Origin of the sequence: Pseudomonas sp. URMO17WK12:I7 (assembly GCF_003269045.1) — a bacterium.
In the GTDB taxonomy this organism is placed as follows: domain Bacteria; phylum Pseudomonadota; class Gammaproteobacteria; order Pseudomonadales; family Pseudomonadaceae; genus Aquipseudomonas; species Aquipseudomonas putida_J.
Window position 1 is genome coordinate 64,515 of record NZ_QLTL01000021.1, and the last position, 14,083, is coordinate 78,597.

Genomic DNA, 14,083 nt, shown 5'->3' on the forward strand with positions numbered 1-14,083 from the left:
GAGCGGATTCATCCGCGATGCGCCGCGCGGGCGGCGCTCGATCTCACAGGCGCTGAAACTGATAAGGCATACACCCGCAAGCTCTGGGCAACTCAGAGCGCTTTAGCCCCCGGCGCAGCCTGTTGTACCGGCTTCTCCACCGGCTTCTCCACCTGCGCCACGCGATCCAGTTCGATGTTCACACGACGGTTGCGCGCCCGATTGGCCGGGCTGTTGTTCTTCACCAATGGATAACGCTCGCCATGGAAGCGCACGAGGATCTGATCTTCAGGCACACCATGGGCCTTGAAGTAATCGGCAACGGCCAAAGCCCGGCGCCGCGAAGTGTCGCGATTGGTCAGTCGATTGCCGCTATTGTCGGAATGGCCGTTGAGTTCGATGTGGTTCACTGTCGGGTCGGCCTTGAGGTAATCGAGGATCACGTCCAGCCGCGCGCGGGCATCGGCGTCCAGGTCGAAGCCACCGCCCGGGAAGCCGACCTGGGTCTGGCGAACCTGGTCGTAATTCATCGCCAGCATCTTGCTTGCACACACCTGATAGTCGCTGTATGCCTTGGCGAAGCTTACCGGCAATACCCGCACTTCCATCACCCGCCCACCTTCGCCAGTGTAATTGCGCACCACTGTGCTGCGGCCATCGAGCAGTCCATTGATCAGGCGGCTGGCCTGGCTCTGTGACGAGCTGAACAGCACGCCGCTGCGGGCCATGCGCACGGCGCCGAGGTTCACATCACCGCGGCCCGGCTGCCAAGGGGCAGCGGCCGCCAGCAAGGTGGCGGAACCTGCGCCCAGCACGTTGCTGGCCGAACGCAGCTGGAACACCGGCTGTTCACCGGCCTTGCGCACGAACTCACCACTGCCGAAACCGTCGATCGGCTGTATCAACCGGCATTCGAACTGGTCACCCTCGACTTTCCAGGCGACATTCTCCATGCGGGTCTGGAAGGTCAGTGCACCGGCCGGCAGGCTGGCGACAAGGGTCAACAGGGCTAGGTAACGCTGGCGCACGGGCGGCTCCACAAATTCTGACGGCTTACAGGCAGGCTATCGGACGCTCGCCGGAAAACTTGATAGCCGTGCTCGGCCCGGGGTTTTCCGGTAGCATTGGGGCCTGAGTTCGACCCGCCTGGAATTCCCAATGTCCGATCGCCTGACCCTCCTGCGTCCCGACGACTGGCACATCCATCTGCGCGATGGTGCCGTCTTGCCCCATACCGTTGGCGATGTGGCGCGTACTTTCGCCCGTGCCATCATCATGCCCAACCTGGTCCCGCCGGTGCGCAATGCCGTTGAAGCCAGCGCCTACCGCGAGCGCATCCTTGCCGCCCGCCCGGCCGGCAGCCGCTTTGAACCGCTGATGGTGCTGTACCTCACCGACCGCACCAGCCCCGAGGACATCCGCGCGGCCAAGGCCAGCGGGATCGTGTACGCCGCCAAGTTGTACCCCGCCGGCGCCACCACCAACTCCGATTCGGGCGTCACCAGCATCGACAACATCTTCCCGGCCATCGAGGCGCTGGCCGAGGTCGGCATGCCGCTGCTGGTGCACGGTGAAGTGACCCGCAGCGAAATCGACGTGTTCGACCGCGAGAAGCGCTTCATCGACGAGCACATGCGCCGCCTGGTCGAGCGCTTCCCGACCCTGAAAGTGGTGTTCGAACACATCACCACCGGTGATGCCGCGCAGTTCGTGACCGAGGCCCCAGCCAACGTCGGCGCCACCATCACTGCCCAGCACCTGCTGTACAACCGCAACCACATGCTGGTTGGCGGTATCCGCCCGCACTTCTATTGCCTGCCGATCCTCAAGCGCAACACCCACCAGGTGGCGCTGCTGGACGCGGCCACCAGTGGCAACCCGAAGTTCTTCCTCGGCACCGACTCGGCTCCGCACGCCCGTCACGCCAAGGAAGCCGCCTGCGGTTGCGCCGGCTGCTACACCGCCTATGCGGCGATCGAGATGTACGCCGAGGCGTTCGAACAACGCAATGCACTGGACAAGCTGGAAGGGTTCGCCAGCCTGCACGGCCCGGCTTTCTACGGTCTGCCAGCGAACACCGATACCATCACCCTGGTCCGCGAAGCGTGGACTGCCCCGGACAGCCTGCCGTTTGGCGAGCAGACCGTGATCCCGCTGCGTGCCGGTGAAAAACTGCGCTGGCGCCTGCTGGAGGACAACGCGTGAGCGAAGACCTCTACGAAGACGACCAGGACGGCCAGGTCGGCAGCGGCTCGCGCCACCCGATGGCTGAGCGCTTCCGTGGCTATCTGCCAGTCGTGGTGGATGTCGAGACCGGCGGCTTCAACAGCGCCACCGACGCCTTGCTGGAAATCGCCGCAGTGACCATCGGCATGGACGAGAAAGGCTTCCTGTTCCCCGAGCACACCTACTTCTACCGGGTCGAACCGTTCGAAGGGGCCAATATCGAGCCCGCCGCGCTGGAGTTCACCGGCATCAAGCTGGACCACCCACTGCGTATGGCCGTGAGCGAAGAAAGCGCGCTCACCGACATCTTCCGCGGCGTGCGCAAGGCACTGAAAGCCAACGGCTGCAAACGGGCGATCCTGGTCGGCCACAACAGCAGCTTCGACCTTGGCTTCCTCAATGCGGCAGTGAGCCGCAACGATATCAAGCGTAACCCGTTCCACCCGTTCTCCAGCTTCGACACCGCGACCCTGGCGGGTTTGGCGTATGGCCAGACCGTACTGGCGCGGGCCTGTCAGAGCGCCGACATCGACTTCGACGGCCGTGAGGCGCACTCGGCGCGTTACGACACCGAGAAAACTGCCGAACTGTTCTGCGGCATCGTCAACCGCTGGAAAGAAATGGGCGGCTGGCGCGACTTCAACGATTGAGCTGCAAGCCACAAGCTTCTAGCTTCAAGGAAAACAGGCCGCATGCGCTGGGCTTTTTACTTGCAGCTTGAAACTTGAAGCAAAAAAAACCGGCCACATGGGCCGGTTTTTTTATGCGCGTGGCAATTACAGCTTGCCAGCGTTCTCGCTCAGGTAAGCAGCAACGCCTTCTGGCGAAGCGGTCATGCCCTGGTCGCCTTTTTTCCAGTTGGCAGGGCAGACTTCGCCGTGCTCTTCGTGGAATTGCAGAGCGTCGACCAGGCGCAGCAGTTCGTCCATGTTGCGGCCCAGTGGCAGGTCGTTGACGATCTGCGAACGGACAACACCGTTGGTGTCGATCAGGAAGGCGCCACGGAAGGCTACACCGCCTTCGGACTCAACGTCGTAGGCCTTGCAGATTTCGTGGGTGATGTCGGCTGCCAGGGTGTACTTGACCTGGCCAATACCACCGGCGTTGACCGGGGTGTTGCGCCAGGCGTTGTGGGTGAAGTGCGAGTCGATCGAAACGCCGATCACTTCAACGTTGCGCGCCTGGAAGTCAGGAATGCGGTTGTCCAGGGCGATCAGCTCGGACGGGCAGACGAAGGTGAAGTCCAGTGGGTAGAAGAACACCAGGCCGTACTTGCCCTTGATGGCCGAAGCCAGGTTGAAGCTGTCGACGATCTCGCCGTTGCCGAGGACGGCCGGGACGGTGAAGTCGGGGGCTTGTTTGCCAACGAGTACGCTCATTGTAATCTCCAGATGAGGGTGAAGAACCGTTTGCCGGGCCAAGGCAGGCTTGCCCGACATCCAACAAAGGCCGACCATCATACACGGCTTGCCGTGACAGGCCGAATGCAACCGTCGGTCGCTCAAGCACGGCCCTCTCAGAAAGTCCTTTGACAAGCATTCTCATTAACATTAAGCTCCAACCCATCGACTCAACCAGCGATGGTCAGCCCTATGTATGTGTGTCTTTGTGTCGGCGTCACCGACGGACAGATCCGCGATGCGATCTATGAAGGATGCTGCAGTTACAAGGAAGTCCGAGCTGCGACCAACGTCGCCAGCCAGTGTGGCAAATGCGCCTGCCTGGCCAAGCAGGTGGTCCGCGAGACCCTCACCGAATTGCAGGTGAGCCAGCACGCCGCCCTGCCCTACCCAGTGGAATTTACTGCTGCCTGATGTTACCGAATTTGAAGAACCGGACCTTGTGTCCGGTTTTTTTATGCCTGTATATCAATAAGTTAGCGCTCCAACGCGGTTCACAAACATTCTTATTCCTATTAATTTTCACTTATTATTCAATAACTTAGGTTTGACAGCCCTTAGTATCGGGCTCAAACTTCCCTGCATTGGCACACTTCTACAGGGCAGGAACCCGGCATGAAAGGCGACGTAAGCGTCATCCAGCATCTCAACAAGATCCTCGGAAACGAGCTGGTCGCGATCAACCAGTACTTCCTGCACGCGCGCATGTACGAAGATTGGGGCCTGAACAAGCTCGGCAAGCACGAGTACAAAGAATCGATCGACGAGATGAAACACGCTGACAAATTGATCAAGCGTATTCTTTTCCTCGAAGGTATCCCGAACGTTCAGGACCTGGGCAAGCTGCTGATCGGTGAGCACACCAAAGAGATGCTTGAGTGCGACCTGAAGATCGAACAGAAGGGCCTGGTCGACCTGAAAGCTGCCATCGCGCACTGCGAAACCGCCGGCGACTTCGGGTCGCGTGACATGCTCGAAGACATCCTCGAATCCGAGGAAGAGCACATCGACTGGCTGGAGACCCAGCTTGGCCTGATCGACAAGATCGGCATCGAGAACTACCTGCAATCGCAGATGGGCGAAGAGTAAATTCTCCAGCCATAAAAAAACCCGCCTTGAGCGGGTTTTTTATGGCGGCCTGATATCAGGCTTCGGAAGCCTTGGCCTTGGCAGCCGCTTCCTTGATCAGGGTCTGCAGCTCACCCTTCTCGAACATTTCCAGCATGATGTCGCTACCGCCAACCAGCTCACCGGCTACCCACAGTTGCGGGAAGGTCGGCCAGTTGGCGTATTTTGGCAGGTTGGCTCGGATTTCCGGGTTCTGCAGGATGTCGACGTAGGCGAACTTCTCGCCGCAACCCATCACGGCCTGCGAAGCACGCGCGGAGAAGCCACACTGCGGGGCATTCGGCGAGCCTTTCATGTAAAGCAGAACGGTGTTGTTGGCAATCTGCTCTTTGATCGTTTCGATGATATCCATGTAGCACCTCGGCTGAACTTTCCGACACTGTCGTCGGCACGGTGACGCATTGTATCGGAAAGCCGAGCAGCATGCTCGGCCTTACCGTTGCTCATGCGGCCTCGACCTGCACGGGGACGCCATTGAGCGCAGCATTACCGGAAACCTGATCACGCAGGCGTTCATCCGTGAGGTCGTTGGCACTTACACCCGCTTGTGCCCGGGCAACCTGCAACTGCACGCCCTGGCGGCCGTGGCCGAAGCCATGGGGCAGGCTGACTACCCCCGGCATCATGTCTTCACAGGCCTGCACCTCGACCTCCAGCGTGCCGGTGCGTGAACGGATACGCACCCGCTGGCCATCCTGCAGTTGCCGTTGCTGCAGGTCTTGCGGGTGCATCAGCAGCTGATGGCGCGGCTTGCCTTTGACCAGGCGATGAAAGTTGTGCATCCATGAATTGTTGCTGCGCACGTGGCGGCGACCAATCAGCAGCAACTCGCCCGGCGCAGGCGGTGCCTGCAAGGCCAACCGCTGCAGGTCATCCAGCAGCACCTGCGGCGCCGCCTCGACGGTTTTGCTGGCGGTCGCCAGGCGCAACGCCAGGTTGGCCCGTAGCGGTCCCAGATCAAGCCCATGGGGGTGCTCATCCAAGGCCGGCAGCGAGAGATTCCATTCGGTGCCTTCGCCATAGCGGCCCTTGCGCAAGGCCACATCGATCATCTGCGCCGGCGGCCAGGTCGGTTTCAATGCAAGTCCGGCACGCTCGGCGAACGCCTGCGCCAGGCCCACGAAGATTTCCCAGTCATGCAACGCACCTTCCGGCTTGGCCAGGATGGCGCGATTGAAACGGGTTACATTGCGTACGGCCAGCAGGTTGAAGGTGCTGTCGTAATGATCATTTTCCAGCGCCGAAGTCGAAGGCAGGATCAGGTCGGCGTGGCGGGTAGTTTCATTGATATAGAGGTCGATGCTGAGCATGAACTCCAGCCCGTCCAGCGCCGCATCCAGCTGCCGGCCATTGGGCGTGGACAACACCGGGTTGCCGGCTACTGTCACCAGGGCGCGCACCTGGCCCTCCCCGGGGACCAGCATCTCTTCGGCAAGGGCTGCCACCGGCAGCTCGCCGCCGTATTCAGGCAGGCCCGAAACCCGACTTTGCCACGCATTGAAATGACCACCCGAAGTGGTTGCCACCAGATCGACCGCAGGTTCGGTACACAACGCCCCACCCTCTCGGTCGAGGTTGCCGGTAATCAGGTTGATCACCTGCACCAGCCAGTGACACAGCGTGCCGAACGCTTGGGTCGAGACCCCCATGCGCCCATAGCAGACTGCCTTGTCTGCAGCAGCAAAGTCCCGCGCCAGTTGGCGTATCTGGGTTGCGGGTATGCCGCAGTGAGCACTCATCGCCTCTGCGCTGAACGGCAAGATCGCTTCACGCACTTGCTCCAGGCCGCTCACCGGCAAATGCGAGCCACGCGCCAGATGCTCCTCGAACAGCGTGTTGAGCAGGCCGCAGAGCAAGGCGGCATCGCCACCGGGCCGGATGAACAGATGGTGGTCGGCCATGGCGGCGGTTTCGCTGCGCCGGGGATCGACCACCACCAGGCGACCACCCCGCCCGCGCAGGGCCTTCAGCCGCTTCTCCACATCCGGCACGGTCATGATGCTGCCATTGGAGGCCAGCGGGTTGCCACCGAGGATGAGCATGAAGTCGGTGTGGTCGATATCAGGGATCGGCAGCAGTAAGCCGTGGCCGTACATCAGATGGCTGGTCAGGTGTTGCGGCAGCTGGTCGACCGAGGTGGCGGAAAAGCGATTGCGGGTCTTGAGCAGGCCGAGGAAGTAGTTGCTGTGGGTCATCAGCCCATAGTTATGCACGCTGGGGTTGCCTTGATAGACCGCTACGGCATTGCGCCCGTGAGCCTGCTGGACAGCCCACAGCCTGTCGGCGGCCAAGGCAAAAGCCTCGTCCCAGCCGATTGGCTGCCACTCGCCCCCTACCCGCCGGTGAGGCTGGCGCAGGCGGTCCGGGTCGTTCTGAATGTCCTGCAGGGCGACTGCCTTGGGGCAGATGTGGCCGCGGCTGAACGGGTCCGCGGGGTCACCCTTGATCGAGCTGATCAGCGCCCGCCCGTCGTCTTCATGGCTGACTTCTATATTCAGGCCGCAGATTGCTTCGCACAGGTGACAGGCACGGTGGTGCAGGGTCTTGGTCATGGCCGCCTCTGCCTTGCTGTTGTAGGGAGTCGTGGAGCCATGACTATGCGCCGCAGCACTCGCGACGACCATCGCACTTCGCGGCGTGAATCCCGCGACATCAGGCGTACGATTTACGACAGGCATTTGCCAAATTGCCAGCTAGCCGTGTACAACCGTCTGTAACAAATAAAAAACAGCACTGGCTCCAGGGTTACGACACCCTTTGCAACATCCTTTGAAACGAGCTGCTGTTTCCCCTCTTGGTTTCAGGCGACATTTAATTATAGTATTGCGCCTTTCCCATTTCGTCCGCCCCGTGCGGCTTACGCCGCAGGTCACTCCCGTTGTCAAAAAAAACCATACGGTCGACCTGCATACCGTTGCAGATAAGGTAGTCAATCATGAGCGCTAGGCACTTTCTCTCCCTGCTGGATTTCACCACCGACGAATTGCTCGGTGTGATCCGCCGAGGCATCGAGCTGAAGGACCTGCGCAAGCGCGGCGTGCTGTTCGAACCCCTGAAGAACCGTGTGCTGGGCATGATCTTCGAGAAGTCCTCGACCCGTACCCGCGTCTCGTTCGAAGCCGGCATGATCCAGCTCGGTGGCCAGGCCATCTTTCTTTCGCCACGCGACACCCAGCTGGGCCGTGGCGAGCCGATCGGTGACAGCGCCATCGTTCTGTCGAGCATGCTTGACGTGGTGATGATCCGTACCCACGCCCACAGCACCCTGACCGAGTTCGCCGCCAAATCCCGCGTACCGGTGATCAACGCCCTGTCCGACGAGTCGCACCCGTGCCAGCTGCTGGCCGACATGCAGACTTTCCTCGAGCACCGCGGCTCGATCCAGGGCAAGACCGTGGCCTGGATCGGCGACGGCTTCAACATGTGCAACTCGTACATCGAAGCGGCCAAGCAGTTCGATTTCCAGCTGCGCATCGCCTGCCCCGAAGGTTATGAGCCCGATCCACGCTTCATGGCCCTGGGTGGCGAGCACGTGCAAATCGTCCGTGATCCACAGGAAGCCGTACGGGGTGCGCACCTGGTGACAACGGATGTCTGGACTTCCATGGGCCAGGAAGAGGAAACTGCTCGGCGCCTGGCGCATTTCGCGCCTTACCAGGTCACCCGCGCACTGCTCGACCTGGCGGCACCCGACGCCCTGTTCATGCACTGCCTGCCCGCCCACCGTGGTGAGGAAATCAGCCATGACCTGCTCGACGACCCTCGTTCGGTCGCCTGGGACCAGGCTGAAAACCGCTTGCATGCACAGAAGGCCCTTCTCGAATTCCTTGTCGAACCGGCTTACCACCACGCATGAGTCAACCCCTACTGCTCAACCTGCGCAACCTCGCCTGTGGCTATGGCGACCAGCGCATCGTCCAGAACCTCAACCTGCACCTGAACGCAGGCGACATCGGTTGCCTGCTGGGTTCCTCGGGTTGCGGCAAGACCACCACCCTGCGGGCCATCGCCGGCTTCGAGCCGGTGCATGAAGGCGAGATCCAGCTGGCCGGCGAGGTCATTTCCCGCGCGGGCTTCACCCTGGCGCCGGAAAAACGCCGGATCGGCATGGTGTTCCAGGACTACGCCCTGTTCCCGCACCTGACCGTGGCGCAGAACATCGCCTTCGGCATCAGCAAGCACCCGAACCAGGCGCAGGTGATCGAAGAAATGCTCGAACTGGTCAAGCTCGGCGGCCTCGGCGGGCGCTACCCGCATGAGCTGTCGGGTGGCCAGCAACAACGTGTCGCCCTGGCCCGCGCACTGGCACCTGAGCCGCAGCTGCTGCTGCTCGACGAGCCATTCTCCAACCTCGATGTGGAACTGCGCCGGCGCCTGAGCCACGAAGTACGGGACATCCTCAAGAGCCGCGGCACCAGCGCGATCCTGGTCACCCATGACCAGGAAGAAGCGTTTGCCGTCAGCGACCACGTCGGTGTGTTCAAGGAAGGCCGGCTGGAGCAGTGGGACACGCCCTACAACCTGTATCACGAACCGCAGACGCCATTCGTGGCCAGTTTCGTCGGCCAAGGCTACTTCATCCGTGGCCAGATGAGCAGCCATGAAGCGGTCAATACAGAACTCGGCGAGCTGCGTGGCAACCGTGCCTATACCATGGCACCGGGCAGCTCGGTGGATGTGCTGCTGCGCCCTGATGACATCGTGCCGGCCCCGGGCAGCGCGCTGCAGGCGAACATCGTTGGCAAGAGCTTCCTTGGCGCGTCGACGCTGTACCGCTTGCAGCTGCCTACTGGCAGCCAGCTCGAGGCGATCTTCCCGAGCCATATCGACCACCAGGTCGGTGAGGATGTGGGGATTGCAGTGAAGGCCGACCACCTGGTGGTGTTTCCGGTGCCAGGCAGTGTCTCGGCGCAGTTGTCGCGCCAGGAGAATGGGGTTCGCCGCTACAGTTCGGCGACCTGATGACAGAACGCTGGGGCCGCTTTGCGGCCCTTTCCGACCGGTCCGACGCCCCGGCAAGGCCGCTCCTACAGGGGATTACTGTCTCTGTATGCCGCAAAAGGGCTGCAAAGCAGCCCCCGCAATCTCACCCCCTGCCAATCCCGGCGAACTTACCCTGGGTATGCTCGGCCAGTACCGCCGCCGCCAATTCAACCTCCAGCCCCCGACGCCCGGCGCTGACATGGATGGTTGCAAAATTTTGCGCCGAATCATCAATGAACGTACGCAGGCGCTTCTTCTGCCCCAACGGGCTGATACCTCCCACCAGATAGCCCGTTGCTCGCTGTGCCGCAGTGGGGTCAGCCATTTCACATTTCTTGACCCCAGCCGCATGAGCCAAGGCCTTGAGGTCCAACGTCCCCACCACTGGCACCACCGCCACCAGCAATTCGCCCTTTTCGCTGCTCGCCAGCAAGGTCTTGAATACCTGCTGCGGATCGAGCCCGAGCTTTTCCGCCGCCTCCAGCCCGTATGACGCCGACTTGGGGTCATGTTCGTAACTGTGCACGCGATGTTCGGCGCGGGCTTTCTTCAGCAGGTCGAGTGCGGGGGTCATGCAGTGCTCCAGTCTGGGACAGGTCGCGGCTACTTTAGGGCAAATCCCACATCCCAGCCAGCCAATGCCTGAAGTAGCCCCTCTACTACGGGGTTCAGCCTTTGAAATAGGCGTCCAAAACGTGACTACCCGTTCACTTTCGACCTTTGACATCAGCGTTTCTTGTCTATATTTTTTCGTTTCTGAATAAATGGTGCCCTTTAAAGGTGCGCTTCTTAATACCCGCCTGAGGTCAATGGGGATAGACATCAGGCTTTGCTGTCGAGCGCTTCGCGCCTCACAACAAAAACAAAGAGGTCATACATGACGACTGCTCTACGCGAACCCACACTGTCCAGCCAATGCCTGGCCGAGTTTCTCGGCACCGCCTTGCTGATCTTCTTCGGTACCGGTTGCGTCGCCGCGCTCAAAGTCGCTGGCGCCAGCTTCGGCCTATGGGAAATCAGCATCATCTGGGGCGTCGGTGTAAGCATGGCGATCTACCTCACTGCAGGCATTTCCGGTGCGCACTTGAACCCGGCCGTGAGTATCGCGCTCACCCTGTTCGCCGGCTTCGACAAGCGCAAGCTGCCGTTCTACGCACTGGCCCAGATCTGCGGCGCCTTTTGCGGCGCGGCGCTGGTCTACACCCTGTACAGCAACCTGTTCTTCGATTACGAACAAGCCCACGCCATGCTGCGTGGCAGCACCGAAAGCCTTGAGCTGGCCTCGGTATTCTCGACATATCCGCACCCGTCGCTTTCCACTGGCCAGGCGTTCCTGGTCGAAGTGGTGATCACCGCGATCCTGATGGCCGTGATCATGGCCCTGACCGATGACAACAACGGCCTGCCACGCGGCGCCATGGCACCATTACTGATCGGCCTGCTGATTGCCGTTATTGGCAGTGCCATGGGCCCGCTGACCGGCTTCGCGATGAACCCTGCCCGCGACTTCGGGCCAAAATTGATGACCTTCCTGGCTGGCTGGGGCGAAATCGCCTTCACTGGCGGTCGGGACATTCCGTATTTCCTGGTTCCGGTGTTCGCACCGGTTCTCGGCGCTTGCCTGGGTGCCGCGATCTATCGCGGCCTGATCGCCCGCAACCTGCCGACGGCGCAAAGCGCAAGCGCCGAGACAACCGACAATCGCCAGGGCGATACTCAAGCCAATTGATGCTGACGCCCTGAACTCCTCTTTTTGCAAGGCCTACGACCATGACAGACACCCAGGATAAGAACTACATCATCGCCCTGGACCAGGGCACCACCAGCTCGCGGGCGATCATCTTCGACCGCGATGCCAATGTGGTAGGTACCTCGCAGCGCGAGTTCGCCCAACACTACCCACAGGCTGGCTGGGTCGAGCACGACCCGATGGAGATCTTCGCCACCCAGAGCGCGACCATGGTCGAGGCCCTGGCCCAGGCCGGTATCAGCCATGCGCAAGTTGCTGCGCTGGGGATTACCAACCAGCGTGAAACCACCGTGGTGTGGGACAAGGAAACCGGCCGCCCGGTGTACAACGCAATCGTCTGGCAGTGCCGCCGCAGCACCGAAATCTGCGCCCAGCTCAAGCGCGATGGGCATGAGGCGTACATTCGCGAAGCCACCGGCCTGGTTACCGACCCGTACTTCTCCGGTACCAAGCTGAAGTGGATCCTCGATAATGTCGAAGGCGCACGCGAACGCGCCGAGCGCGGCGAGCTGCTGTTCGGCACCATCGATACCTGGTTGATCTGGAAGTTCTCCGGCGGCAAGGTGCATGTCACCGACTACACCAACGCCTCGCGCACGCTGATGTTCAACATCCACAGCCTGCAGTGGGACGACAAGCTGCTGGAAATCCTCGGCATCCCGCGGCAGATGCTGCCCGAGGTGCGTCCTTCCTCGGAAGTGTACGGCCACACCAAAAGCGGTATCGCCATCGCCGGTATCGCCGGCGACCAACAGTCGGCGCTGTTCGGCCAGATGTGCGTGGAACCGGGCCAGGCCAAGAACACCTACGGCACCGGCTGCTTCCTGCTGATGAATACCGGCGACAAGGCAGTCAAGTCCTCCCACGGCCTGCTCACCACCATCGCCTGCGGCCCGCGTGGCGAGGTGGCCTATGCCCTGGAAGGCGCGGTATTCAACGGCGGCTCCACCGTACAATGGCTGCGTGACGAGCTGAAGATCGTCAATGACGCCTTGGACACGGAGTACTTCGCCAGCAAGGTCAAGGACAGCAACGGTGTATACCTGGTGCCGGCCTTCACTGGCCTGGGTGCCCCGTACTGGGACCCGTATGCCCGTGGCGCGCTGTTCGGCCTGACCCGTGGGGTGAAGGTCGACCACATCATTCGCGCTGCGCTGGAATCGATCGCCTACCAGACCCGCGACGTCCTTGACGCCATGCAGCAGGACTGCGGCGAACGCCTGTCGGAACTGCGCGTGGACGGTGGCGCGGTGGCCAACAACTTCCTCATGCAGTTCCAGGCCGACATTCTCGGCACCTGCGTGGAGCGACCGAAAATGCGCGAAACCACCGCCCTCGGTGCAGCCTACCTGGCAGGCCTGGCCTGTGGCTTCTGGAGCGGCCTGGAAGAACTGCGCGACAAGGCGATCATCGAGCGCGAGTTCAGCCCGCAGCTGGATGAGGCTCAGAAAGAGAAACTGTATGCCGGCTGGAAGAAGGCCGTTGACCGCACCCGTGACTGGGAAGATCACGAGGTCTGACCCTTCCTCGGTAGCCACGCTTCAAGTGGGGGAGCGGCCTTGCGACGCGATAAGGTCGCGAAGCGGCCCCAGCAATTTGTGCCTTGACGCTGAAACCTTGGGGCTGCTTCGCAGCCCTATCGCGACACAAGGCTGCTCCACCCCAACAGCGCGTCACATCCCCATCGTCTACTGGCCGTAGTCCCCTTCCTACGGCATCATTGCAGAATTTGTCCGGCAGCCCCAAAGGACCGCCCATGAATCTGCCCCCACGCCAACAACAAATCCTCGAGCTGGTGCGCGACCGCGGCTACGTCAGTATCGAAGAAATGGCGCAGCTGTTCGTCGTCACACCGCAAACCATCCGGCGCGACATCAACCAACTGGCCGAGCTCAACTTGCTGCGCCGCTACCACGGTGGTGCCGCCTATGATTCGAGCATCGAGAACACCGCCTATGCCATGCGCGCCGACCAGATGCGCGATGAAAAACAGCGCATCGCTGAAGCCGTGGCCAAGCAGATTCCCGACCATGCGTCGCTGTTCATCAACATCGGCACCACCACCGAATCGATTGCCCGGGCGTTGCTCAACCACAACCACTTGAAGGTCATCACCAACAACCTGCACGTGGCGGCGATTCTTGCGGCCAAGGATGACTTCGAGGTGTTGGTGGCAGGTGGCACGGTACGCCGCGATGGCGGCGTGGTCGGCCAGGCCAGCGTCGACTTCATCCACCAGTTCAAGGTCGACTTCGCCTTGGTCGGCATCAGCGGTATCGACGAAGACGGCAGCCTGCTCGACTTCGATTACCAGGAGGTGCGGGTGTCCCAGGCGATCATCGCCAACGCCCGGCAAGTCATCCTCGCCGCCGACTCCAGCAAGTTCGGGCGCAATGCCATGGTGCGCTTGGGCTCGATCAGCCTGGTCGACTGCCTGGTGACCGATCAGGCGCCGACGCCCGCCCTCACTCAGCTGCTGAACCAGTACAAGATCCGCCTTGAGGTTGTGTGAGGGCTCTGGGGGCATGACGTGAGCCTTTTCGCGCCTGTGAGATCGAGCGCCGCCCGCGCGGCGCATCGCGGATGAATCCGCTCCTACATCTGTTTCTGGCCAGTC

At 61.5% G+C, this 14,083-nt stretch carries 14 protein-coding genes; 9 read left to right on the forward strand and 5 right to left on the reverse strand.

Going from position 1 to position 14,083, the window contains the following annotated elements; all coding sequences use genetic code 11:
* Positions 1 to 92: 92 nt before the first annotated feature.
* A complete protein-coding gene (locus H040_RS24125) occupies positions 93 to 1,007 on the reverse strand; it encodes a flagellar protein MotY (RefSeq protein WP_027918968.1) in 915 nt (304 codons plus the stop codon).
* A 130-nt stretch (positions 1,008 to 1,137) separates the two neighbouring features.
* Between H040_RS24125 and pyrC the strand changes: the two genes are divergently transcribed.
* A complete protein-coding gene (pyrC, locus tag H040_RS24130; RefSeq protein ID WP_027918969.1) occupies positions 1,138 to 2,184 on the forward strand; it encodes a dihydroorotase in 1,047 nt (348 codons plus the stop codon).
* Positions 2,185 to 2,243: 59 nt separating this feature from the next.
* Positions 2,244 to 2,855: a ribonuclease T gene (gene rnt / locus H040_RS24135; protein WP_371260249.1), complete on the forward strand. Its 612-nt coding sequence runs from the start codon at positions 2,244 to 2,246 to the stop codon at positions 2,853 to 2,855.
* A gap of 126 nt (positions 2,856 to 2,981) precedes the next feature.
* Here rnt and H040_RS24140 read toward each other — a convergent pair whose 3' ends face one another.
* Positions 2,982 to 3,584 (reverse strand): peroxiredoxin, encoded by a 603-nt coding sequence (locus H040_RS24140; protein WP_027918971.1) that lies wholly within the window; start codon positions 3,582 to 3,584, stop codon positions 2,982 to 2,984.
* A gap of 213 nt (positions 3,585 to 3,797) precedes the next feature.
* Between H040_RS24140 and H040_RS24145 the strand changes: the two genes are divergently transcribed.
* The gene (locus tag H040_RS24145) at positions 3,798 to 4,019 is read left to right on the forward strand and encodes a bacterioferritin-associated ferredoxin (protein WP_027918972.1); all 222 of its coding nucleotides are present in this window, start codon (positions 3,798 to 3,800) and stop codon (positions 4,017 to 4,019) included.
* Between the two features lie 201 nt (positions 4,020 to 4,220).
* Entirely contained in the window at positions 4,221 to 4,694 is a 474-nt protein-coding gene (gene bfr / locus H040_RS24150) for a bacterioferritin (protein ID WP_003258014.1), read from the forward strand.
* Positions 4,695 to 4,749: 55 nt separating this feature from the next.
* Here the strand turns inward: bfr and grxD are convergent, their stop codons facing one another.
* Together grxD and H040_RS24160 are read right to left on the reverse strand one after the other, a co-directional pair.
* Positions 4,750 to 5,085: a Grx4 family monothiol glutaredoxin gene (grxD, locus tag H040_RS24155; protein WP_027918973.1), complete on the reverse strand. Its 336-nt coding sequence runs from the start codon at positions 5,083 to 5,085 to the stop codon at positions 4,750 to 4,752.
* A 91-nt stretch (positions 5,086 to 5,176) separates the two neighbouring features.
* Positions 5,177 to 7,285 carry a molybdopterin-dependent oxidoreductase gene (locus H040_RS24160; RefSeq protein ID WP_027918974.1) on the reverse strand — a complete coding sequence of 703 codons (2,109 nt, stop codon included), beginning with the start codon at positions 7,283 to 7,285 and terminating at the stop codon, positions 5,177 to 5,179.
* A 383-nt stretch (positions 7,286 to 7,668) separates the two neighbouring features.
* Between H040_RS24160 and argF the strand changes: the two genes are divergently transcribed.
* Together argF and H040_RS24170 are read left to right on the forward strand one after the other, a co-directional pair.
* On the forward strand, positions 7,669 to 8,589 hold the full coding sequence (gene argF, locus H040_RS24165) for an ornithine carbamoyltransferase (protein WP_027918975.1): 921 nt from the start codon (positions 7,669 to 7,671) through the stop codon (positions 8,587 to 8,589).
* Positions 8,586 to 9,695, forward strand: coding sequence for an ABC transporter ATP-binding protein (locus H040_RS24170; RefSeq protein ID WP_027918976.1), 1,110 nt, complete (start codon positions 8,586 to 8,588; stop codon positions 9,693 to 9,695). The genes argF and H040_RS24170 overlap by 4 nt, the downstream gene beginning before the upstream one ends.
* Positions 9,696 to 9,819: 124 nt before the next feature.
* On the opposite strand, the gene ybaK is transcribed toward H040_RS24170, so the two are convergent.
* Complete coding sequence (gene ybaK, locus H040_RS24175; protein WP_027918977.1) at positions 9,820 to 10,290, reverse strand: Cys-tRNA(Pro) deacylase; 471 nt, start codon at positions 10,288 to 10,290, stop codon at positions 9,820 to 9,822.
* 303 nt (positions 10,291 to 10,593) lie between these two features.
* On the opposite strand from ybaK, the gene H040_RS24180 reads away from it, so the two are divergent.
* The 3 genes from H040_RS24180 (at position 10,594) to glpR (ending at position 13,978) form a co-directional block, all read left to right on the forward strand.
* The gene (locus H040_RS24180) at positions 10,594 to 11,445 is read left to right on the forward strand and encodes an MIP/aquaporin family protein (protein WP_027918978.1); all 852 of its coding nucleotides are present in this window, start codon (positions 10,594 to 10,596) and stop codon (positions 11,443 to 11,445) included.
* Positions 11,446 to 11,486: 41 nt separating this feature from the next.
* Positions 11,487 to 12,986 carry a glycerol kinase GlpK gene (glpK, locus tag H040_RS24185; protein ID WP_027918979.1) on the forward strand — a complete coding sequence of 500 codons (1,500 nt, stop codon included), beginning with the start codon at positions 11,487 to 11,489 and terminating at the stop codon, positions 12,984 to 12,986.
* Positions 12,987 to 13,222: 236 nt separating this feature from the next.
* Positions 13,223 to 13,978 carry a DNA-binding transcriptional repressor GlpR gene (glpR, locus tag H040_RS24190; RefSeq protein WP_027918980.1) on the forward strand — a complete coding sequence of 252 codons (756 nt, stop codon included), beginning with the start codon at positions 13,223 to 13,225 and terminating at the stop codon, positions 13,976 to 13,978.
* Positions 13,979 to 14,083 lie beyond the last annotated feature (105 nt).